This is a genomic window from Chryseobacterium sp. W4I1 (genome assembly GCF_030816115.1).
In the GTDB taxonomy this organism is placed as follows: Bacteria; Bacteroidota; Bacteroidia; order Flavobacteriales; family Weeksellaceae; genus Chryseobacterium.
Window position 1 is genome coordinate 3561523 of record NZ_JAUSXQ010000001.1, and the last position, 23038, is coordinate 3584560.

At 36.7% G+C, this 23038-nt stretch carries 26 protein-coding genes and 1 pseudogene; 17 read left to right on the plus strand and 10 right to left on the minus strand.

All coding sequences use genetic code 11. The features are described 5' to 3' along the window. Positions 1-27: 27 nt before the first annotated feature. The 5 genes and pseudogenes from QF044_RS16555 (at position 28) to QF044_RS16575 (ending at position 4674) form a co-directional block, all read left to right on the plus strand. The gene (locus QF044_RS16555; protein WP_223557670.1) at positions 28-1023 is read left to right on the plus strand and encodes a BtrH N-terminal domain-containing protein; all 996 of its coding nucleotides are present in this window, start codon (positions 28-30) and stop codon (positions 1021-1023) included. A gap of 1 nt (position 1024) precedes the next feature. Next, entirely contained in the window at positions 1025-1783 is a 759-nt protein-coding gene (locus tag QF044_RS16560) for an ABC transporter ATP-binding protein (RefSeq protein WP_307269569.1), read from the plus strand. Then, complete coding sequence (locus QF044_RS16565; protein WP_307269572.1) at positions 1770-3038, plus strand: ABC transporter permease; 1269 nt, start codon at positions 1770-1772, stop codon at positions 3036-3038. The genes QF044_RS16560 and QF044_RS16565 overlap by 14 nt, the downstream gene beginning before the upstream one ends. A 76-nt stretch (positions 3039-3114) precedes the next feature. Continuing rightward, positions 3115-3541, plus strand: a pseudogene (locus tag QF044_RS16570) (acyl-CoA thioesterase). Continuing rightward, the gene (locus QF044_RS16575; RefSeq protein WP_307269575.1) at positions 3541-4674 is read left to right on the plus strand and encodes a beta-ketoacyl synthase N-terminal-like domain-containing protein; all 1134 of its coding nucleotides are present in this window, start codon (positions 3541-3543) and stop codon (positions 4672-4674) included. The pseudogene QF044_RS16570 and the gene QF044_RS16575 overlap by 1 nt, the downstream one beginning before the upstream one ends. Positions 4675-4964: 290 nt before the next feature. On the opposite strand, the gene QF044_RS16580 is transcribed toward QF044_RS16575, so the two are convergent. The 4 genes from QF044_RS16580 to QF044_RS16595 all read right to left on the minus strand — a co-directional run bounded on the left by QF044_RS16580 (position 4965) and on the right by QF044_RS16595 (position 8333). Further along, on the minus strand, positions 4965-5369 hold the full coding sequence (locus QF044_RS16580) for a hypothetical protein (protein ID WP_307269578.1): 405 nt from the start codon (positions 5367-5369) through the stop codon (positions 4965-4967). Positions 5370-5768: 399 nt separating this feature from the next. Next, positions 5769-6131 (minus strand): hypothetical protein, encoded by a 363-nt coding sequence (locus QF044_RS16585; RefSeq protein ID WP_307269580.1) that lies wholly within the window; start codon positions 6129-6131, stop codon positions 5769-5771. A gap of 201 nt (positions 6132-6332) precedes the next feature. After that, positions 6333-6920: a DUF6705 family protein gene (locus QF044_RS16590; RefSeq protein ID WP_307269583.1), complete on the minus strand. Its 588-nt coding sequence runs from the start codon at positions 6918-6920 to the stop codon at positions 6333-6335. A 24-nt stretch (positions 6921-6944) separates the two neighbouring features. Then, positions 6945-8333: a hypothetical protein gene (locus QF044_RS16595; RefSeq protein ID WP_307269585.1), complete on the minus strand. Its 1389-nt coding sequence runs from the start codon at positions 8331-8333 to the stop codon at positions 6945-6947. 166 nt (positions 8334-8499) lie between these two features. On the opposite strand from QF044_RS16595, the gene QF044_RS16600 reads away from it, so the two are divergent. From QF044_RS16600 to QF044_RS16655, 12 genes are all read left to right on the plus strand, one after another. Further along, positions 8500-8715 carry a helix-turn-helix domain-containing protein gene (locus QF044_RS16600; protein ID WP_307269587.1) on the plus strand — a complete coding sequence of 72 codons (216 nt, stop codon included), beginning with the start codon at positions 8500-8502 and terminating at the stop codon, positions 8713-8715. A gap of 117 nt (positions 8716-8832) precedes the next feature. Then, positions 8833-9372, plus strand: coding sequence for a 3-oxoacyl-ACP synthase (locus QF044_RS16605; RefSeq protein ID WP_307269589.1), 540 nt, complete (start codon positions 8833-8835; stop codon positions 9370-9372). A gap of 86 nt (positions 9373-9458) precedes the next feature. After that, positions 9459-9716: a phosphopantetheine-binding protein gene (locus tag QF044_RS16610; RefSeq protein ID WP_307269591.1), complete on the plus strand. Its 258-nt coding sequence runs from the start codon at positions 9459-9461 to the stop codon at positions 9714-9716. Between the two features lie 86 nt (positions 9717-9802). Beyond that, a complete protein-coding gene (locus tag QF044_RS16615; protein WP_307269593.1) occupies positions 9803-11002 on the plus strand; it encodes a beta-ketoacyl-[acyl-carrier-protein] synthase family protein in 1200 nt (399 codons plus the stop codon). Further along, a complete protein-coding gene (locus tag QF044_RS16620; protein WP_307269596.1) occupies positions 10999-12060 on the plus strand; it encodes a beta-ketoacyl synthase N-terminal-like domain-containing protein in 1062 nt (353 codons plus the stop codon). Before QF044_RS16615 ends, QF044_RS16620 begins: the two co-directional genes overlap by 4 nt. Before the next feature lie 61 nt (positions 12061-12121). Continuing rightward, a complete protein-coding gene (locus tag QF044_RS16625) occupies positions 12122-12868 on the plus strand; it encodes a polysaccharide deacetylase family protein (protein ID WP_307269598.1) in 747 nt (248 codons plus the stop codon). A 1-nt stretch (position 12869) separates the two neighbouring features. Next, a complete protein-coding gene (locus QF044_RS16630) occupies positions 12870-13496 on the plus strand; it encodes an outer membrane lipoprotein carrier protein LolA (RefSeq protein ID WP_307269600.1) in 627 nt (208 codons plus the stop codon). Continuing rightward, complete coding sequence (locus QF044_RS16635) at positions 13462-14103, plus strand: hypothetical protein (protein WP_307269601.1); 642 nt, start codon at positions 13462-13464, stop codon at positions 14101-14103. Before QF044_RS16630 ends, QF044_RS16635 begins: the two co-directional genes overlap by 35 nt. Position 14104: 1 nt before the next feature. Then, positions 14105-14707, plus strand: a complete 603-nt coding sequence (locus QF044_RS16640; RefSeq protein ID WP_307269603.1) for a porin family protein — start codon at positions 14105-14107, stop codon at positions 14705-14707. A 4-nt stretch (positions 14708-14711) separates the two neighbouring features. Next, positions 14712-15083 (plus strand): 3-hydroxyacyl-ACP dehydratase, encoded by a 372-nt coding sequence (locus tag QF044_RS16645; RefSeq protein WP_307269606.1) that lies wholly within the window; start codon positions 14712-14714, stop codon positions 15081-15083. Between the two features lie 4 nt (positions 15084-15087). Continuing rightward, on the plus strand, positions 15088-15564 hold the full coding sequence (locus QF044_RS16650; protein ID WP_307269608.1) for a hypothetical protein: 477 nt from the start codon (positions 15088-15090) through the stop codon (positions 15562-15564). Between the two features lie 4 nt (positions 15565-15568). Then, positions 15569-16741: a DUF2062 domain-containing protein gene (locus QF044_RS16655; protein ID WP_307269612.1), complete on the plus strand. Its 1173-nt coding sequence runs from the start codon at positions 15569-15571 to the stop codon at positions 16739-16741. A 26-nt stretch (positions 16742-16767) separates the two neighbouring features. On the opposite strand, the gene QF044_RS16660 is transcribed toward QF044_RS16655, so the two are convergent. The 6 genes from QF044_RS16660 to QF044_RS16685 all read right to left on the minus strand — a co-directional run bounded on the left by QF044_RS16660 (position 16768) and on the right by QF044_RS16685 (position 22968). Next, positions 16768-17133, minus strand: coding sequence for a hypothetical protein (locus QF044_RS16660; protein ID WP_307269614.1), 366 nt, complete (start codon positions 17131-17133; stop codon positions 16768-16770). After that, positions 17130-18815, minus strand: a complete 1686-nt coding sequence (locus QF044_RS16665) for a C45 family peptidase (protein ID WP_307269617.1) — start codon at positions 18813-18815, stop codon at positions 17130-17132. The genes QF044_RS16660 and QF044_RS16665 overlap by 4 nt, the downstream gene beginning before the upstream one ends. Beyond that, on the minus strand, positions 18802-20337 hold the full coding sequence (locus QF044_RS16670) for an NAD(P)/FAD-dependent oxidoreductase (RefSeq protein ID WP_307269620.1): 1536 nt from the start codon (positions 20335-20337) through the stop codon (positions 18802-18804). Before QF044_RS16670 ends, QF044_RS16665 begins: the two co-directional genes overlap by 14 nt. A gap of 148 nt (positions 20338-20485) precedes the next feature. Further along, complete coding sequence (locus tag QF044_RS16675) at positions 20486-21370, minus strand: lipid A biosynthesis acyltransferase (RefSeq protein WP_307269622.1); 885 nt, start codon at positions 21368-21370, stop codon at positions 20486-20488. 118 nt (positions 21371-21488) lie between these two features. After that, complete coding sequence (locus QF044_RS16680; RefSeq protein WP_307269624.1) at positions 21489-21743, minus strand: acyl carrier protein; 255 nt, start codon at positions 21741-21743, stop codon at positions 21489-21491. Between the two features lie 4 nt (positions 21744-21747). Beyond that, positions 21748-22968 carry a beta-ketoacyl synthase gene (locus tag QF044_RS16685; protein WP_307269629.1) on the minus strand — a complete coding sequence of 407 codons (1221 nt, stop codon included), beginning with the start codon at positions 22966-22968 and terminating at the stop codon, positions 21748-21750. Between the last annotated feature and the right edge of the window lie 70 nt (positions 22969-23038).

Genomic DNA, 23038 nt, shown 5'->3' on the forward strand with positions numbered 1-23038 from the left:
GTCAATGAAAAAGAATAAAAGCAGCAAATGAAACTTAACTTTGAACACCATCAGACCGCCCATTGCGAAAACGGTGTTGCCTCCAATCTGTTACTTAATAAAGGCTTAAAACTTAGTGAACCCATGATCTTCGGGATTGGTTCCGGACTGTTTTTTGTCTATCTGCCATTTCTGAAAGTGAATTTCGCTCCGGGATTCAGCTATAGACCAATGCCAGGTGCTATTTTCAGCAAAGCAGCAAAAAGATTGGGCATTAAAATCAAAAGAGAAAAATTTTCCAATCCTAAAGAAGCACAGTCCGCTTTAGAAAGAAATTTAAATCAGAATATCCCTACAGGACTTCAAGTAGGTGTTTTTAACCTTACCTATTTCCCTGAAGAATATAAATTCCATTTCAATGCTCACAATCTTGTGGTATACGGAAAAGAGGACGGAAAATTCTTGATCAGCGACCCGGTGATGGATTATACCACTACCCTATCAGAAGCTGAGCTGGAAAAGGTAAGATATGCCAAAGGTGCACTGCCTCCAAAAGGACATATGTATTACCCGACTTACATCCCTGAAAATGTGAATATTGAAGAAGCCATTAAAAAAGGAATAAAAGACACCTGTAAAAACATGCTGGCTCCGGTTCCTCTTATCGGCGTAAAAGCCATGAGATGGGTAGCCAGAAGTATCCCGAAATGGGCTGAAAAGAAAGGAACTAAGGTCACCAACCACTATCTCGGACAGCTGATCAGAATGCAGGAAGAGATTGGCACCGGCGGAGGCGGGTTTCGGTTTATTTATGGTGCATTTCTTCAGGAAGCTTCAGTAATTCTTAAAAATGATGAATTAAAAGAGCTATCCAAAGAAATTACAGCCATCGGTGATTTATGGAGGGATTTTGCCGTGGATATTGCCCGTGTTTACAAAAACAGAAACTCGAAAAGCGATATTTATAACAACCTCTCAAAATCCATGCTTCACATTGCAGACCTTGAAGAAGCTTTCTATAAAAAACTGAGAAAAGCGATCTGATATGGCAGAGAATATGATTGAGATTAAAAATCTCTATAAAAAATATAAAAACTCCGAAGAGTTTTCTGTCAACGATATCTCGCTGAATATAGAAAAAAATGAGATCTATGGTATCCTGGGCCCGAACGGAGCAGGAAAAACCACGTTGATCTCTATGCTTTCGGGATTAATTAAACCCACTTCCGGCCAATTTACCATCAATAACCTGTCTCCTCAGAAAGACAGTTTCAAGATTAAAGAAATAATCGGAATTGTACCTCAGGAATATGCGCTTTATCCCACCCTTACGGCTAAAGAAAACTTAATGTTTTACGGAAGCCTGTACGGATTGAAGCATAAAGAACTTAAAAGAACCATCGATGAATCTTTAGAGATCATGGGACTTTCAAAGTTTGCAGACAAAAAGGTAGAACAGTTCTCCGGAGGGATGAAACGCCGATGCAACCTTATCGCAGGAACGCTTCACAATCCTAAAGTATTGTTTCTTGATGAACCTACAGTAGGAGTTGATGTTCAGTCTAAAAAAGTAATCATCGATTTCTTACAGGAACTGAATAAAAACGGAACGTGTATCATTTATACCTCTCACCACCTTTCCGAGGCAGAAGAATTCTGTACGAAGATCGCCATTATCGATCGCGGAAGAATCCATGCCGTAGGAACACCGGAAGAACTGGTCAATAAGGTGTCAAGCGCCGAAAATTTGGAAGATGTTTTCATATCATTAACAGGAAAAGAACTAAGAGATGTTGTTGTATAAACTTTGGAGAAGCTTCGTGAAGGAAATCCTTCTTCTGAAGAGAGATATTGGGGGAATAGTCATTATTTTCGTCATGCCGTTACTGTTAATTGTAACAATCACTTTAATTCAGGATTCTACTTTTAAAAATCTGGAAGGCTCAAAAATCCCGATTATTTTCATTGACAATGACAAATCTGAAGTCTCAAAAAATATAAAGCAGGAGCTGGAAACCAGCAAAACATTCCAGCTGCTGACGAATTATAATGAAAAGTCGGCACAGAAGGCTGTGTTTTCCGGAGATTACCAAATGGCTATCGTTATTCCTGAAAATTTAACGAAAGATTTAAACTCAAATATAGATTCCAAAGTGCAGACGATCGTAAGCTCGTTTGGCTTGGAAGGTGACTCTGCAGCCACTAAAAAAGCAGCTCCAAAAGCAAAAGAAATTCATCTTTACTTTGATCCGGCTACCAATGCAGGATTCAAAAACTCAGTGATGAATTCCGTGAATAAAATGGTTTTTGAAATCGAAAATAAAAAGATCTACAAAGCATTTCAGGATCAGTTGGGTACTGAGGAAAAGCTAGAAGAGAACAAAAATCTAATCAGCTTTAAAGAGATCACTCCGAAAAAAGGAGTTATGGACGTAATGCCTAATTCTGTTCAGCACAATGTTCCGGCGTGGACGCTTTTTGCCATTTTCTTTATTGTAGTTCCTCTTTCCATTAATTTAGTCAAAGAAAAAAGTCAGGGTACCAGCGTAAGAGCAAGGATCAGTCCGACTCCATATTTTGTTCATATTTTAGGAAAAACATTCACTTATCTTATCATATGTATCATCCAGTTTTTACTGATGGTCGCTGTAGGAATTTATCTTTTTCCTTATATGGATCTGCCTGCATTTGATGTTTCAGGAAAAATGTTCCAGCTTCTTGTTGTCACTCTGTTTTCAGGGCTGGCAGCCATCGGATTTGGTGTTCTATTAGGAACTATTGCAGATACCCAGGAACAGTCTGCTCCTTTTGGGGCGACTTCGGTAGTTGTTCTGGCCGCGATTGGAGGAATATGGGTTCCGGTATTCTTAATGCCTGAATTTATGCAGACTGTGGCAAAATTTTCTCCAATGAACTGGGGACTGAATGCCTATTACGATATTATTTTAAGAAACAGCGGTATCGGAGGAATTGCTAAAGAACTTGCATTTCTTTTTGCCTTCTATATTGCCATGGTAGCAATTTCTATTTTTTACGAAAGAAAACTCCACAACGTTTAAATTTATATAATGATTAATATTACCGGGAGTTTCCTGACGTCCATAAAAACCATAAAAAATTCCGGAAGAAAACAAAATGCAGTCTAAAGAAAACATATTAACCTGTACGGAAGAAGTAAGAGTAAGGTTCAACGAGACAGATCCGCTGGGAATTGTCTGGCACGGACATTATATTGTCTATTTTGAAGACGGAAGAGAAGCTTTCGGAAGACAGCATGGCCTGACCTATCTTGATATTCAGAACGCAGGATATGTGACACCTATTGTAAAGAGCACTTGTGAACATTTTCTTCCTTTAAAATATGGAGAGACATTCAGAATTGTCACCACTTTTGTAAATTCAGTCTCTGCAAAGCTAATTTATACCTACGAAATTTTCAACCAGCATGATCAATTGGTATGCAGTGGAAGAAACCATTCAGGTATTCTTAGACAGCAGCGGAAGCTTATGCCTTTATAATCCTGATTTCTTTCAGGAATGGAAAGATAAAATGGGATTGTAATGAAGAATGAAATTTATATAACAGACTACAACTGCATCACTCCTTTAGGATTTGATGTTTCTTCCAACTGGAATCATCTGGTGGAAGGAAAATCAGGCGTAGCATTACATAAAGTGATCGAAAATCAGGAAGCTTTCTACGCTTCAATAATTGATACTGAAAAGCTGGAAAAAGAATTTAAAATCAATTTTGACAGTCAGAATTTTACAAGACTGGAAAAAATGTTTCTTTTAAGCTTAAAACCTCTGGTTGAAAAGCATGAAATTTCAAAAGAAACTGCTTTTATATTATCAACTACCAAAGGAAACATCAGTTTATTAAAAAATCAGACAGAGTTACCGGAAGGTGTTTATCTTTCAAATTTAGCACAAAAAATTGCTGATTATTTTGGGTTTAAGACAATGCCTATCGTCGTTTCCAATGCCTGCGTTTCAGGAGTAATGGCTATTGCTGTTGCCAAAAATATGATCCTAGCCGGAAAATATAAAGATGCTTTTGTAATTGCCGGGGATGAGGTTTCAGAATTTGTCATTTCAGGATTCAATTCTTTCCAGGCTATCGGAACAGAACCTTGTAAACCCTACGACAAAAACAGGAACGGAATCAATATTGGTGAAGCCACAGCAGCAGTATATATTACCTCTGTTCCAAGCGAAAACGAAAAATTTAGGTTTAAGATACTGGGCGATTCCGCAGTGAACGATGCCAACCATATTTCCGGCCCTTCCAGAACGGGAGACGGATTATATGCAAGTATCAGCAATGCAATGACGGAAGCGAATGTCACCTCTGATCAGATCGATTTTATTTCCGCCCATGGAACCGCCACCCTGTACAATGACGAAATGGAAGCCATTGCTTTCAACAGAATGGAACTTCAAAATGCTCCATTAAACAGTATGAAAGGGTATTACGGACACTGTCTCGGAGCATCAGGGCTTTTGGAAAGTATTATTTCTATGGAAAGTGCCCGTCACGGAATGCTTATTCCTTCTAAAAACTTTGAAGAAACAGGAGTTTCCCAACCTTTGAACATCATCAGAGAAAATCAGCCTGCAACCATTCAGTATATTTTAAAAACAGCTTCAGGCTTTGGCGGATGCAATGCCGCGGTTGTTTTGGAAAAATGTTAAAAATAAAATCCTTTCAAAATTTTTGAAAGGATTCATTCTTTATTTTAATTCTTTAGCAATCATTATTTTTTCATTAATAATATTATTCCATAAATCATCTGTAGAAACAATAAAATAATCGTTAGATGAGATTTTAGGTTTAAGTCTGAAATAAAAATCATAAGAACCCCCAACAATTCCCTTATCCGGAATATATAAAAACCGGTCTATACCACGATGCTTATCATACCCATCATGCATCCACCATCCGTCAAAAGTCCAGAACTGATAGGCTTTATTTCCTTTGATTATTATTCTTTTGATAAATAATTTCTAAAACTGTAGGAAACATCCAATTGTTTATTTACAATCTCATTTCTTACGTCCATGATAAAAACTTTCTCGGGAAACTGCTGTTTAAAGCTTTTTTCCACTTCTTTTACAGTCACTTCTTTTTCTACAGTGTTAATTGTGCCATAGGAAGAGACTAATGGATATTTATAATTTCCGATACTGAAAACTTCTGTTAAACACATTTTCGACACATAATAGTTCCCATTTTCTTTCTTCACTAACTTATACTGTAAAGTTTTCTTATCAGGACTATTATTTATGAGCAATTCCTCTACAATCGTTTGGATTTTATCCTTGGAAAAAATTTTATCTTTTATTTTTTCGTAGTCAATAAGCTCCCAATTCTGGCCTCTTTCATCCATTCTTGGAAGTATTTTTTCACCCAAATCTGGAAAGTACAGAAATTAGCAAAATGTGGTTTTTAGATACAAATACATTATACACATTGATATCCTTTTTGACATTGTATATTTCCTGAGTATTTAATGTATATTCATTCACTTTAAATTTTGTTCTCAAGCTATCTAAAAGAAAATATTCTTGGGAATAAATATAGCATGGAATAAATAATAGTATTGATAAAAATATTTTCATTTTCTTATATTTACTTATGGACACTTTGTTCCTTTTTGATTTCCAAGAGTGGTATCTCTTTCATTTTTATTGAAGTTTTCTTTTTTCAGTAAAGAAGCTCTGGTATGGTTGGTTCCATTGATATAATAAATAATACAAAAACCTCCTTTAGGAGGTTTTTGTATTATTTATTGCTTAGTAAAAATCAAATCCTTTGTTTCGGGAAGATAAATATTAATATCTGTTCCTGGAGGGCACTTGCTGCTGTCAAGAATAATGTCGTTAGGACGATATTCCCATGAAATTTGCGTAGAATTTATTTTCTTTAATTCGATACTTCCCCAACCTACTCTACAGTTTGTACCACCATAATTAAACCATACAATATTTTTACTTGGGTATGTTCCACGACTATATATTGTATGTCTAAGTTGATTGGGTTCAAAGATCATATTTTGTGTATTTTGAAGAATAATTCCTGCTGAATTTTTAATAGTATATCTAACTGATAACACGTCCTGATATATATTCAATGATTTTAAAAACTTCATTGTTTCTTTAGTAATAAATAATTTAATTTCGTTTCCTTGAAAATTAACTTTATATTCCCCTATATAAGTTGTTAATTCTATTTAAATCTTTTAAATAAGAGCCTTGGGGAATTTCTTCAAAATCTGTATTAAGAGGATAGGTTTGCTGTGCTTTACAAGAAAACACAACAAACATATTCAACAATATTACTAAACCTTTCATTATTGTTTAGTAAAAATTAAATCTTTTGTTTCAGGAAGATAAATTTTTGTATCTAATGTTGGTGGGCATTTAGCTGCTGTTGTTACAATATCATTTGGACGATATTCCCATGAAATTTGTGTTGAATTAATCTTTTTTAAATTAATACTACCAAAACCAACATTACAATTAGTCCCATTATATATTAATTCTGCCTTGTTACCATTATCTGTAATCCATGTACTATAAATTGTATGCTTAAGATCGTCTGGTGATGATATTATATTTTTAGTATCTTGAAGTATTGTTCCAGAAGGATTCCTTACAATATATTTTACAGATAAAACATCGATATAAATTTTTTGATTTCCATAATCAAAAAGCTTATCGTTTTCTTTAGTAATATAAAGTATAATATTATTTCCATTATAAGTTGACATATATGTTCCCACAAAAGATTGAAGCTCATCATTTGTGTCTTTCAAATGGGACATATTTGGAACATTGTCTAAAGAAGTTATTAATGGATAGATTTGTTGGGCTTTACAAGACATTAAACTTATGATAAATGCTAATGTCAGAAGTATTTTTAATTGCTTTGCATTCATTTTTTTATTTTTAAAAATTAATAATTAGGGACAAGGTACTCCAGTCGGCACTCCGCTACTATTTAATGTTACATTATTTACAGTACCGCTAGCTTCTATACGTTGCAAATTTACTTTTCCATTTATTCCTATTATATTTAGTGTCTCGAAAAATAATTTTTCTAATCCTTTTTCATTAAGGTCTCCTGAACTTTTGATATAAGTATTACCATTCAATGATGTATTAGTTAGTTCAGCTATTTTTCTTTGATACTTGCTTATAAATTGATTCATTTGTGAAGATGTATAAACATAACCTCCCAACTCAGTTCCAGTCCCTGTATATTGTATTACATAATGTATATACTGAACATTATCAGGACAAGTGTTACACCATTCTCCAGCTATCATACCAAGATATGCATTTCCCACTCCGTCCTGTGTGCTTTGTGCAGCAGCAAAACCAAATAATGCATCTACAATATCCGGTGGGGAAAACATATGCGTTCCTGTTGCAGTATGATTATGATACCCACCATAAGAATCTGTAACATCATTAAACACTACCTGATGTGCAGAGTTGACGTCTGCCGGAGCCAAAGTACCATCTTTTTTTTCCTTAAAGCCAATTTCCCCGGCACTTACATTACTAAGTGTTGCTAATGCCTGTGCTTTTATATTATTAACTCCTTGTTTTACATTAGGCTTATTCAGAACATCTTTTGTTTTCTCACAGGGATTTACTATTGGCTCTGGGGTAGGTGTATTACTTCCTCCTCCTCCACTTCCTACACTTGGGTCAAAACAGTTATTATATCCTGTACATCCTCCCTTAGGGCCACTGCCACCCGGCTTTGGTTTTGGAGGTGGAGAGATTATAATATCAGGAATGCCACAGGCATCATCTTCCGTAGACCCACAACCGCTTCCCTTACCAAGCAGCCCTTTTTGCAAATTATTTTTCATATAAGCTATGCGGAATATCTCTATCACTTCGTCATAATATGCGTTTCCAGAGTCCAGCCTTCTGAATTCCACTTCTGTTTCGGTATTACTAAGAATACCAGCCATAAGGCCATCTACCTGGTTATTTTTGATGATTGGATATACCACCCAACGTTCTCCATCATCCAAAAGCATTTGCTGAGAATGGAGCTTAAATTCTACATACTCAGACTCATTTTTCTTGAAGTTTCCTTTTTTCAGTAAAGAGGCCTTAGTGAAGCTAGATCCATTGATCTGGTCATAGTTTTCCAACAGCGTTTTAAAACCCTTTCCATAATCAATAGCTTCATCTTTCTGAGCGGTAAATACCCTGAACTTAGAAGGAGGTGCTTCTTCATGGATAGTAAGAAAGTCTTCTGAGCGGCAGGAGACTAAAGAAGCAACCAGCGCTGCACAGAAAAGCAGCCTGACAGGTAATTTTTTTTTCATGTGTTTTTTATTGTTTTTAAGTTGTTAAATATAAATATTTTTCCCTACTTAGAGAATTTTTTCGAAATTAAATACAAATATCTTTTTAAACAACAACCTATGGTTATAAAATCAATAACCATGAGTTATCATTTCAAATTATTTTATATTTGTAAAAAATACCCCTATGAGCTTAGGAGCAAAACTTAAACAGCTTAGGCTGAACAAAAACTGGTCGCAGTCCGATGCTGCCTATCAATTAGATATTTCACAGCCTGCATATAATAAATGGGAAACAGACCAGTCCAAATCCAGTATAGATAAGCTTGGGAAAATTGCTGAGGTCTTTGAGATAGATATTTATGGTCTATTAGAAAACACTATAACTATTAACTTTAAATAGGCAATCACCGGAACTTATTAAAAGTATCCTGAAAAATCAAGAACAGATTTCAAAGCATATTGAATCATAAAATAAATTAATAGAAAACTTGCTTAAAAAATAGCAGATTTGCTGCTTATGAAGAAAACCGACAGCTGTACCATAGAACATTCAAAAATAACCTTCAACGGAAATCCTGTTTTTGAAAGCCAGAATGAAACATTTCATGATTTTGCCAAAGAAGCATATAAAAGCTTAGAAATCAATTATCCTAAATTTCACAAGATGGATAACCTGAGCAAATTGGCTTTTCTTGCTGCTGAAATGATCTTAAAAGATGAAGACCACGGCAGAACAGCTTTGGTTCTTTCCAACAGATCATCCAGCTTGGATACAGATTTTAAATACCAGGAAAGCATCAATTCAGAAGAAAATTACTTTCCGAGCCCTGCCGTATTCGTCTATACCTTACCTAACATTTGCGTAGGCGAGATCAGCATCAGACATAAAATGCAGACGGAAAATGCTTTTTTCGTTCTGGATGAATTTGATGAACAATTTCTGAATGACTATGCAGAGCAGATCCTGCTGTCCGGAAAAGCAGAAAAAGTTCTTTGCGGCTGGACAGAACTTTATCAGGAAAATTATAAAGCTTTTGTATATTTGCTAACCTTATAAAAAATGTAACAATATAACAGTGTAACAATGCAACAATACTAAAATTGGTAAACTGGTACATTAATACATTGGTAAATTAAATACTTATGGAAAACTTAAAAACAGAATTGAAGCACAAAATTATTGAAGTCCTTAACCTTGAAGACGTTTCTGTAGAAGAGGTAAAAGATACAGATCCATTATTCGGAGGTGGTTTGGGCCTTGATTCTATTGATGCTCTGGAACTTATTGTTCTGCTTGATAAAGACTATGGAATAAAATTAGCCGATCCTAAAAAAGGAAAGGAAATTTTCCAGTCTATCGACACAATGGCTGCGTTTATTGAAGAGAACAGAACAAAATAATATTTTCAATTTAGCATCTATCAATCTACCAATGTAAAAATATTGGTAAACTGGTAGATTGATACATTGTTACATTATAAAATAAAATGAGTCGAAAAATTGCCATTACAGGAATGGGCATCATTTCCTCCATCGGAAACAATGTGGAGGAAAATTTTATTTCATTGAAATCCGGAAAACACGGCATTTCAGACATTGAGATGTTTGAAACCCGTCATGCCGGATCTATAAAAACAGGCGAAATAAAATGGTCCAATGAAGAGCTTGTACAACAGCTTCAGCTGCCTGAAGACAATAATGTAACGAGAACATCTTTATTGGGTATGATGGCCGCAAGAGAAGCTGTAAAATCTGCCGGAATTTCAGATATCAATGAATATAAAACCGGGCTGATCTCTTCTACCAGTGTAGCCGGAATGGATATTACGGAAAGGTATTTCTACTCTTACGAAGACTTTCCTGAAAAGCAAAAATACATCGATGCTCATGATGCAGGAAACTCCTCATTGGCCATCGCTGATTATCTTGGATTAAAAGGTATGGTTTCCACCATCAGTACAGCATGCTCTTCGGCGGCAAATGCTATTATGATGGGTGCTAAACTGATCAAAAACGGTGTTTTGGACCGTGTGATTGTTGGTGGGACAGATTCCCTTTCAAAATTTACTTTGAACGGATTTAATACCCTGATGATTCTTACAGATTCTTACAATACACCATTTGATAACGACCGGAAAGGTCTGAACCTTGGTGAGGCAGCTGCTTTTATCGTTCTTGAATCTGATGAGGTGGTGAAAAAAGAAAATAAAAAAGTACTGGCCTATCTTTCCGGTTACGGTAATGCAAATGATGCCCATCATCAGACTGCATCGTCTGAAAACGGACAGGGTGCTTTTTTAGCCATGCAGCAGGCTTTGAAAATCTCCGGACTGGAAAAAGAGAGCATCGATTATATCAATGTTCACGGAACCGCGACTCCCAATAATGATTTATCAGAAGGAATTGCCATGATACGGATCTTCGGTGAAGGTCAGGTTCCTGAATTCAGTTCTACCAAAGCTTTTACAGGACATACTCTGGCAGCGGCGGCGGGAATTGAAGCAGTATTCTCTATTTTGGCAATGCAGCACAGTGTCATCTTCCCCAATCTGAATTTCAAAACGAAAATGCAGGAATTTGATCTGGTCCCGGTTACAGAACTGAAGGAGAAAAACATTAACCATGTTCTTTCCAATTCATTCGGGTTTGGAGGTAACTGTTCTACTTTAATTTTCTCAAAATCATGAGTGCAGTATACATCAACAGTGCATCCTGCATCTCCGTTCAGGACACTTTAAAAGAAAATTTTCTCCTGGATCTTAAAGCTGATCAGTCTGTTCAGATCTTAAAAGCTGTAGATCCCAATTATAAAGAATTCATTCCGCCTGCGATGATCAGGAGAATGTCTAAAACCGTAAAAATGAGCTCCGTAGCTTCCAGTTACGCTTTAAAAGAAGCAGGAATTGGAAAACCGGATGCCATCATTGTAGGAACAGGAATGGGATGTTCACAGGACTCTGAAAAGTTTCTGAAAAATGTGATCGATAACAAAGAAGAGTTTTTAACCCCTACATTTTTCATTCAATCGACTCACAATACGGTGGCGGGGCAGATTGCCCTTGGGCTTCAATGCCATGCGTACAATTTTACGTATGTCAACACTTCTTCCTCTCTGGAATTTTCGTTTCTGGATGCCAAACTTCAGATCATTGATGGAGAAGCAGAAAATATTCTTGTAGGCGCTGCAGATGAGCAGACTGGAAGAACAATGGATCTGTACCGTCTTCACCATATCATTAAAAAGGAAGAAGATCTTCCCGCTGATTATTTACACTCGGAGACGGATGGCGTGATCTGGGGTGAAGGTGCATCTTTCTTTGTTTTAGGGAAAGATAAAACTGAAAATTCTTATGCTAAACTCAGAGACATTCAGATAATCAACAGATTGGACCTGGAAGAAGTCCCATCTTTTATAACAGATTTTTTGACCAGAAATGATTTAAAACATGAAGATATCGATGCTGTGATTTTAGGTTTCAGCGGCGATGCAACATCTGATGCTTACTATACAAAAGCAATGGCTGCATTTAAGAATTCAGCTTTGCTGTACTACAAACATCTGAGTGGAGAATTCAATACGGCTAGTGGCTTTTCAACATTTATGGCCTGTCATATCCTGAAAGAGCAGCAAATTCCTGATATAATGATGATCAATTCAGAGAAAAAGACAGAAGTTAAAAATATTCTTCTTTATAATCATCTGGCAGGAAACGATCACAGCCTTATGCTGCTGGAGAGAGCTTAAAAATAAAAAGGGTAATAATGAATTTGTAAATTTGTTATTGCCAAAATTAAAATAACAGAAGATGAAGCATTACCCATTCATTTTATTTTATCTTTTCTGCAATGCATTTATTTATGCGTTTCATGGCAGCTTTTGGGTTTATATAGCTTGTTTTCTGGCATTTTCTGCAGTTGTCGTCTGGGGATCTTTTGATATAGAGCTCGGGTATTTCGTCAACAGCATTACTCATAAAAGAACAAAAACCAATGAAGTTGCCCTGACTTTTGATGATGGGCCGACTGAATTTACTCCTCAGTTTTTGGATCTGCTAAAAGAGCATCAGGTGAAAGCTACCTTTTTCTGCATCGGAAAACAGATCGAAAAATATCCTGAAACATTTAAAAGAATTATTGATGAAGGACATACCATTGGAAATCACACGCTTTCGCACTCCAACAATACAGGATTTTTATCTGCTGAGGAAATGACTGAGGAAATTGAGAAATGTGATGAAATAATGGCAAAAACCGGCAATATAAAAACTGATTTATACCGGCCTCCTTTTGGTGTTACCAATCCAAGTATTGCCAAAGCCATAAAAAGAACCCGCAAAAAAAGCATCGGCTGGAATGTCCGTTCACTGGATACGGTAACAGACGATGAAAAAAAGATCTATAAAAAAGTAACCAAACGCTTGAAGAAAGGAAGCATTATTCTCCTTCACGACACTTCAGAAAAAACCTATAACGTGTTGATAGATTTATTGTTATTTTTGAAGGATAAAAAATATTCGACATTTACCGTCGATTCAATTACAAAATCAAAGTAAAATGATTAAAAATATTGCTTTCGGAGCACTCCTATTAATTTCCGGCTTCTTTTCTGCCCAGATGACAGCGATGTCCGGAGCAGAAGCTAAAGCATTTGTGACAAAAGTTTCTTCTGAAACCCAGGAGATCAAAACTCTTCAGAGTGATTTCACCCAGATCAAAAAAATGGATTTTCTGGACAAAAATATCGTTACTTACGGAAAAATGTCTTTAAAATCACCGAACATGCTGAGCTGGAAATACACCAAGCCTTACCAATACAGCATTATCTTTAAGGAAGGTAAAATCCTGATCAATGACCAGGGGAAAAAATCTTCTGTGGATGCCAAGAGTAAAACATTTGAAAAGATCAATAAGCTGATTGTGGGAAGTTCAAACGGAAAAATGTTCAGTGATCCTGAATTTACGGTGTCGTATTATAAAAACGGGAACTTCAATGTCGCAAAATTCATCCCGAAATCTGCCCAGCTATTGAAATATATTAAGCTGATTGAACTTCATTTTCCTAAAAACCAATCTACGGTGTCACAGGTGAATATGACGGAAGCTTCGGGAGACACTACCAATATTGTTTTCAAAAATACCAAGATCAATGCAGCGATTGCAGCTTCAGAGTTTAGTTTGTAGTCTGGTTCTTCTGCTGTTGGCGTCTTGTAAAAGTTACCAACTTACTGACGTAAAACCGGTTAAGAGTTCTGAGAAAACGGTCGAAAATTTATTTTTTTCTTCCGGTGAAGATTATGTGTATAAATGCCAGATGGATATTTATAAAAACCACGTAAGCGGAATCCTGATCATTAAAAAACTGAATGAAAGTACCCATCGTGTAGTCCTGACTTCTGATTTTGGAAATAAATTAATTGATTTCGAGATTTCCGGGAACGATTTTAAATTAAATTATGTTCTTCCGGATCTGGATAAAAAAATCGTTATCAACTTTTTAAAAAATGACTTCAGGGAGTTGCTGAAAAAACAATACCCAGTGAGTGAGTCATTTGAAAATAATCATTCTAAAATTTATCTGTCAAAGGCTGATCACAAAGCCTATTATCTGTTCTTCAGTAAAGAAAACGGACTGTTAAGAGAAATTGTGTACACAAAAAACAATAAGGAAAAAATCGATTTTAGTTTTGAAGCAAAAAAACATACCTTCGCTGACAGCTTAAACCTGCAACATAGGGACTTTAAGATCAATATAAAACTACTTCAAATAACCGAAACTGAATCAAATTAACATGAAAAAAATTCTATTTTTAGCCATTGCTTTAATTTCAGGATTATCTTTTGCCCAGGTAACTTTCAATCCGGGAATCAGGGCGGGAGCTAATTTCTCTCATTTTTCAAATAGTGAAACTTTTAATTATTACTATCTGGAAGAATTTCCTAATGCTGCAGAACCTTATCTTGACTATAAAACCAAAACAGATTTTTACATAGGATTCATAGGAAATATCCGTTTTGCCAAATTTTATGCTTTGCAACCGGAAATTAACTATTCCAGACAGGGCGCAAAAATAAGTACCAATGTGAACAACTGGGACGGAAGAACACTTTCGGTATCTTATCTTGGATTACAGCTAATCAATAAGTTCTATTTCAACCAATTCAATGTGCATGTTGGACCGACTTTAGAATTCGTTGTAGATAAAAAGAATTTTGATCCTGAAAATGAGATTGATCTTGGAATTACTGCCGGCTTAGGATATGATATTACAAAAAATTTTGGTATTGAAGCCAGAGTAAAAAAAGGTTTTGTACCGGTGGACAGTTATAACAGGAATCACTCCAATGTTGTTTTCCAGACAGGCCTTTATTATACCTTTAACATGAAAAAATAATTTTATGCAGACCATTCTTACAGACTTTTATACTTTAGTATCCTATGAAAAAGGAGAAAACGGAAGTTTCACTGCGAACATCCATCTGAATAAAGATCATGATATTTTTAAAGGCCACTTTCCGGGAAATCCGGTAACGCCGGGAGTCTGTATGATGCAGATTGTGAAAGAGCTGACAGAGGAATTTACCGGTTCAAAATTATTTTTAAAAACGGCATCGAATGTAAAATTTATGGCGATTATCAATCCTTTTGAGACCCCGGATCTGAAGCTTCAGCTGGATATTACTGAAAATGAAGAAGATGTTAAAGTAAAAAATATCACTTCTTTTGGCGAGACTATTGCATTGAAAATGTCAGTAAGCTATAAAAAATAATATCATGAAATTTTTACTATCCCTCATAACCGCTTTTATTTTTTTCTTCCAGACCGACCTCGAAGCTTTAAGAAACAGCTATGCAAAAGCCAATTCGTCTAATGCCAATACGGAAGCATTCATTAATCTTGCGGAAAAACAATCTGGTTCAGATGCCGTAACCACCGGTTATAAAGCGGCAGCCCAGATCATGGAAGCCAAGTTTGCTAAAAAGAACAGAAAAGCACTTGTAAAAACCGGTGCTACAAGTCTAGAGAGCATTATCAAAAGTAATCCTAATAATATAGAACTGCGACTGATCAGATTGAGCGTTCAGGAAAACATCCCGAAAATAGTTGGTTACAGAGGCAGCATCAAAGACGATAAAACTTTCCTTATCAATAATTACAGCAAGCAGAACACAGCCCTGAAAAGTTATGTGAAAAAATTTGCGATGCAGTCTAAATCCTTTACAGATACTGAAAGAGCTACTATAAAATAAAACAATGACCCTTCCTGAAGTACAAAATGCAATTTCTGAAAAGAAAATCTGCATTTTAATACCTACCTACAATAATGAAAAAACTCTGAAAAGAGTGATAGACGGTGTCCTGCACTACACCGGGAACATTATTGCAGTCAACGATGGTTCTACAGATACTACTTCACAGATATTGGCTCAATATCCGCAAATCACTGTGCTTTCCTTACCTGAGAACAAAGGAAAAGGGAACGGACTGAAAATCGGCTTCAGAAAAGCTAAAGAGCTTGGTTATCATTATGCCATTACGATTGATTCTGACGGACAGCATTATCCGGATGATATTCCTGTATTTGTAGAAGCACTGCTTAAAGAAGATAAGGATATACTTCTTATTGGTAACCGGAATATGTCACAGGATGGGATACCCAAAAAAAGCAGTTTCGGAAACAGGTTTTCTAATTTCTGGTTTTGGTTTGAGACCGGAATCAAGCTGGAAGATACCCAATCCGGTTACAGATTATATCCGTTATTAAAAATTCCAAAGAAATATTTTACTCCAAAATTTGAATTTGAAATTGAAATTATTGTACGGACAGCCTGGAGGCATATTCCCGTAAAGAATGTCCCAATCAATGTTTTGTATGACCCCGCAGAAAGGGTTTCCCATTTCAGACCGTTCAAAGATTTTACAAGGATCAGCATTCTGAATACTATTTTGGTGACCATTACCCTTTTCTACATTATTCCGCGAAATTTCGTGTATAATTTCAAAAAAAAAAGCTTTAAAAGATTCATAAAGGAAGATGTCCTGGAAAGTGACGGCAGCAACCGTACAAAGGCATTTTCTATCGCATTGGGTGTATTTATAGGCTTATCTCCGTTTTGGGGGTTCCATACACTTCTTGTGATTTCGCTGTCAGTTTTATTTAAGCTAAATAAAGTGCTGGCTTTTGTGGCATCTAACGTAAGTCTTCCACCTTTTATTCCCTTTATTATTGCCGCTTCTTTATTTTTGGGATCACCTTTTGTACATGGTGACAGTAATATTTTAAGCAGTGAGCTTAATTTTGAGTTAATCAAAAATAATCTGCTTCAGTATGTGATCGGGAGTGCTATTCTGGCTACTTCCATGTCTGCTCTTTGCGGGATTGTAGCGTTTATTTTCCTGAATAAACTGAATCCGGAAAATAATTAATCAGCCATTAATCTTTTCGTGTATAATCATTTAAATACAACATTCGAAAACGATAAAGGACTCATAATCAGGGTAACAAATATAGCAAGTATGACCAAAACCAGCTGGTACTGATCATATGTTTTCTCTTTATCTTCTTCTTTCACTTCAAAAGTAAATCTGATCTTGTCCGGTTTGCTGATGATCAACCAGATAAACGCTAAGATAATAAGGTTCAGCACAATGGGTGCAAAAAGAAACAGTTTGCTTCCAAACCCGTCATTCTTGCCTCCATAGCCGTGAATAGGTATAATGTCAGGAATACCGCTGTATTTTGTAAGCAGGTAAACGGTATAACCGATAATGATGATAAAAGGAATGCAGAACAGCAGTTTTATATGTTTGGGAATCATTTTAGCTTCTTTAGAGTTTTCTTCAGGTACTTTTCTACATTTTGTCTGTCCGGAACTGTGGTAATTTCTTTGGTCAACGCTTTTTCAAATTCAGTTTTCGCTTTTGAAAATTCATCGATCCCAAAATAATATCTCCCGGCCTGATAGTAGACCAGCCAATAATCCGGATTCATAGATTGATAATAAGGAATGAAATCATCACTTAATATCACATCTTTTTTGTTGTCAATGGCATTGCTCACTTCTGTTCCCAGTACTTTTGACATTTCATAATTATTGAATGCTTCCGAATCTGCAAAAGGATCTCTGGTGATATTACGTGCTGTTTTTGCCTTCAAACTTTCTTCCAAATTCTTTCCGGAAAAAATTTTATTCAGATCATAACAGACAAATTCTCCCAACTGATAAGGGTTCGAAGAAACCCATACGAGCCTTTTTTCAGGTGAGAAAATGACCGCATGGTGAGCTAGCAGCTGATTGATTGCTTTTTCATTTCCGTAGCCAATCTTTTGGTCCTTTAAACCTGATTTATCCCGTAAGATAGCAGCCATTTTCTCAGGATTGAGCTTTTTCTTTTCCTGGAGAAGCTCCTGAAGCTTTTCATAACGGTATTCGGAATGGCTTTCTATGATATGTTTCTGGTTTCTTTTGTCATCTTTATAGACCTCGGATTGAAAATGATTGGTACAATACACTTTGCTGGTATTTTCCACCCTGTAGACTCCGAAGTTTTCAGGGGAAACCTCAATAATCACTGCATTTTTATCATGAGCGCTTCCGACCAGAATAGATTCGGAAACAAAAACTTTTCTCTTCTTGGCAATAGCGATGGCCTCGTTAATATTTCCCGCATACTGCAGAATTTCCCTTGTCACAAGAGAGATCGGGGTTTTAGCGGATAGTGGGATCTTAGATTTTCCGGCATTAATCGTAACTGTTATTCCTTCTTTATTCATTCCAGAAACTACGCCTATCATTCCCGGCCAGCTAACGGACATGTATGGAATTCCGGCTTCCGGTTCTACAAATTCGATCAGCTTATTTTTAGCAAACTCATCTCCTACATAAAAGTCGAAGTTTCTTCCAATCAATAGTTCTCCGTCTTCCGTATTTTCATTCCAGACGGCAAGCGAAGTACAGCCTACCATGGCCAGATCCTGCATGGCATGGCCAATGTCGTGAGCGCCGTGAAGATATAAGTTCCGAAGGTATTTTGGAGCAATAAAATTGTACTTGTCTGAGGAATACTGTGACAGCCCGTACAATTCTGCCTGATAGTCATCTCTTACATTCAGGTACATTTTCCTGTTGTACCATTTCAAAAATCCACGAAGAAGCTTTTGTTTAAATTTTGACGGAACAAAGCCTTCGACTTTTGAGAAGAAGATCTCTTCCTGCTGCTGCATCAGGTTTTGAGTCAGCGCACCGTTATTATATCCTAACTGTAAAGGATTTCCTTTAATATATAGTTCCCAGAGCTGCTGTCTGTTTTTGGTTAAATAATTCTGATTAAAGCTGAATGTAGAATCATTGATCTTATTGACCTTCGGTATTTCCAGTGTATACTTACTGATATCAGGAACATGATGAACCGATTTAGAAACGCCGCATGAAATAAGGGTAATAGCCAAAAGAAATTGAATTCCCCGGAATGCTAAAGCGAATCTGTTATTCTTTTTCATTGGTATTAATCATTTGTTTCAGGCGTCGATCTACCACTTCTTTTCCGATAATTTCTGCACAGGTATTAAATGCACCGATCGTTACTCCCAGAATTCCGTGCATATTGACCGACTGTCCTGTCAGGAACAGATTATCGGTCTTGGTACGTGGAGAAACCATTGTTTTAAGCGGATTATCAGAGCTTTTCATGTATCCGTACATATTTCCTTCAAAACTGCCGATGTAGTCTCTGTAAGACAGTGGAGATGAAGTATAGATGTTTTTTATGGAATGCCTCAGGTTTGGAATTTTCTTTTCTAAGGCACTGATCATCTTTTCTGCTTTTTCCAGCTTGAACTGTTCGTATTTCAACCCTCTATCGTGTTCTTCCGCAACAGTATTTACTGTTTTTTCCCAGGCTTTAACCTCATCAAAATCCATATAGGAGATCGCAGTAAGGCTTTCCGCATAATCGGGGTGATGTTTAGAGGGGGTGGAAGAAAGCATATAGGTTTCCGGCCAGCTGTCTTTTCTGTAACGGAATGCGTTCCATACCATTTCTTCTAATGAATAATGGTAAATATTATAATTAAAATTCGGCAGTGACTGTGGTTTTAAAACCAGGTAAACACTGAAACACGATGAAACAGGTTCCCAGCTCATCACGCGGTTCAAAAAAGATTTCCTCAGTCTTTCTTCTCCGATCAGCTTGATGAAAGAACGGATGTCTATATTTGAAATAAATTTCTTCGCGGCATATTCTTTTCCGGATTTTGTTTTTACGGAAGACAAAACTCCAGCTTCGTTGAAAATAAATCCCGAAACCTCAGAATGTTTGTGCACTTCTACCCCGTACTGGCGAAGTTTTTTGATCAGGAGTTTAGTGATCTGGCTTCCTCCTTTAACACACTTGTAAGCACTCTGGATGTAAGAATTCACAGTGAGTGCATGCACATAGAATGGTATATTTTCCGAGTCTCCGCCATATAAAAAATTGGAGCCGAGCAATACGGCCTGGAGTTTTTTATCCTGGGTCACAGACTCTATAAATCTTTTGGTATTAAGGTGGAGAATCTCCTCATTATAGCTGTCTTTACCAATCACCTGATACCTTGGAAACTGTGCACAAACATACTGAATCTCTTCACAGTAGCTTTCTAAGTTTTGTCTTTCGTTCGGGAAAAAGGCTGCAAGCTGTTCAACAAAATTTTCATAGCCCTGTGCATGAGGATATTCGACGTTTTCATCACCAAAAGAAATCCTGTCGTAGCCCTCTTCATTCATTTGGTGAAGTTCCAGCTCATCCATAATTTCAAGATAGGAAAAGAACTGATGGAGATTCTGTCCTTTTGAAAGGCCGCCCAGATAATGAACTCCGGTATCGAAGATGAGTTTATCTCTTGAAAAAGTCTGCAGGTTTCCGCCATACTGGTTATTTTTCTCCAGAACGCAGACCTTCAGACCTTCTTTGGCCAAAATAAGAGCCGAAACAAGGCCTCCCAATCCGCTACCGATCACAAGTATGTCGTATTCTTTTTTCAAAAGGAGGAAAAGTGTGTGTGTTTAATTCAAAAAATTAAGAAATTCCGGGATGATAATCAATCTAAATAGCCAACTGAAAGTGTTTGATCCTGAATCTGTTTAATGATCTGAGCTTATTTATTAGTTTTAAGGGATAAAATTAGAAAAATTAATCAATATCATCCCAAAAATCGAAATAATTGAACCATTGAAGGGGATATTTTTTGATCATAGATTCCAGGTTCTGTACGTAAGAGTTGAGAAGTCCCTGAGAATCACGGTTTTTGATATTCTGTGCCAGTCTTGCATAAAGATGATAATGAAGATTTTTTTCTTTCATCACATAGACATAGACTACAGGAACCCCAAGACGGGAGGCAATAAGAAAAGGTCCAGCCGGAAATTTAGCCTTTTTTCCCAGCAGGTCTGCCTCCAGATATTTTGACCCTTCAAAATAACGGTCTCCTGTGAAGCAGATCAGTTCGTTATCCGATAAAGCTTTATTGATCTCGAAAATATGGGACATATCATCTTTAACATAGATAAATTTGATATTGCTCTGTTTTACGGAAACACTTTCAAGATATTCTTTAATGACGGTTACTTCCTGATCGGTAGTGACCAGATTGATCTGACAGTCAAAATCAATATCTGCGAAAAAATGTTCTGCAATTTCAAAATTCCCGATATGGGCACTGATAAGAACACCACCTTTTTTTTCAGCTAAAAGGTTCTTAAGGTTTTCCACTCCGTCAAATTCATAGGTGTATTTTTCCCTTAATCCTGCAGAAATGGCTGTTTTATCAATGAGCACTTTTCCAAAGGTAAAATAGCTTTTGAAAATAGAAATTTTTGATTTCCAATATCCGTAATCAAGTCTTTTGTGAAAATAATAAGCAATGTAGCGGTTGCTTTTTCTAAGAAACAAAAAGTAATAGGAAGCTACAAAATAGAGCACAACGTATGAACTCCTGATCCCGATATTTCTAATACACCACACGAATATTTTATATCCTAATATGGTTCCTTTAGATTTACCTTTCCACTTGTTCATATATACAATTTACCAATTTATCAATGTACCAGTGTAGCAATTACTTCAACCGAAATATTGTTACACTGGTACATTGTTTTATTGTTACATTATTAAAAAAATAAAGTTCAATCGATAGTTATGCGTTTTTGGCGGCTATTTTGTTTTCAATGGTTGTGTAGAAGTCATCAAATGTGATCATTTGTTTAAAATCTGCCTCTCCCAATTTCACTCCGAAATTAGATTCAATTACTACGACCATATCAATATAGTCAAGGCTGTCCAGCCCAAGCGTCTTTTTCAGGTTGGCATCATTGCTGATCTCATCACCATCTACCTCGAATTCGTTTACTAAGAAATCATTAACGATGTCAACAATTTTTTCCCTTTCCATGTTTTTAATCAAATTTTTTAACTATTAATGCGGAATTGGTTCCCCCAAATCCGAAAGAATTTGACAAAAATACGTCAATTTTTTGGTTTTTCGTTTTTGAGACCAAATTTATCTTTTTCGCCTCATCGTCAGGGTTTTCCAGGTTGATATTCGGGGCTACAAAATCATTCTGCATCATCAGAATTGAGTAGACTACTTCACTTGCACCTGCCATCCAGCATTCGTGACCGGTCATAGATTTGGTAGAACTTACGGGAATCTCACTTCCAAAGATCTCGTAGATCGCCTTCGCTTCATTGGCATCCCCGATTGGGGTAGACGTTGCATGGGCATTAATATAATCAATATCCTCGGCTTTCAATCCGGACTGTTTCAGCGCTCGTTCCATCGCTAAAGCAGGTCCGTCAACATTTGGTGTCGAAATATGTCCACCGTTTGACGAAAAACCGTAACCTACAATTTCTGCAAGAATGGTAGCTCCTCTTTTTTGAGCAGATTCTAAGCTTTCCACAATAAGGCTGGCTCCTCCTCCGCTTGGGATCAGACCGTCTCTTCCGGAATCAAAAGGTCTTGATGCTTTTGTAGGTTCATCTTCTCTCACAGAAAAAACACCCAACCCATCAAAACTAGCCATTGAATATTTATTGGTTTCCTGAGCTCCACCACAGATAATCATATCCTGAAAACCGTTTCTGATCATCATATAGGCCAGTCCCAAAGAATGGGAACCGCTGGCGCAGGCTGCACTGATGGTAAGATTGATTCCTCTCAGTTTAAAAATCGTTGAAAGGTTCATGGTCACAGTAGAATTCATTGATTTAAAGATCGCTCCGGATCCCATCAATGTGGTATCTTTCTTTTCTCTGGCAATATCGATAGATTCTACCACAGCCTGAGAAACACTGTCGTTTCCGTATAAAATGCCGACTTCATTGGCATCCAGAAAATCCTGATCTATACCAGCTTGCTTCAAGGCATCACTAGTGGCAAGATAGGCATATTCGCTTTCCTCCCCCATGCTTACCCGCTGGCGTCTGTTGAGTAGATTCTTCAGATCCGGTTTCGGGACTACACCAGTAAGGCCTGACCTGAATCCGAATTCTTTTCTTTCCTGTACTAAAGCAATACCGGATTTTCCTTGATATAGGGATTCTTTGACTTCCTGCAAAGAGGTCCCGATGCAAGAATAAATTCCCATCCCGGTAATTACAACCCTATTTTCCATGTCTTTATATTTAAATGTAACAATGTATCGGTTTAACAATGTAACAATACTATTGAGCGCACAGCAACAT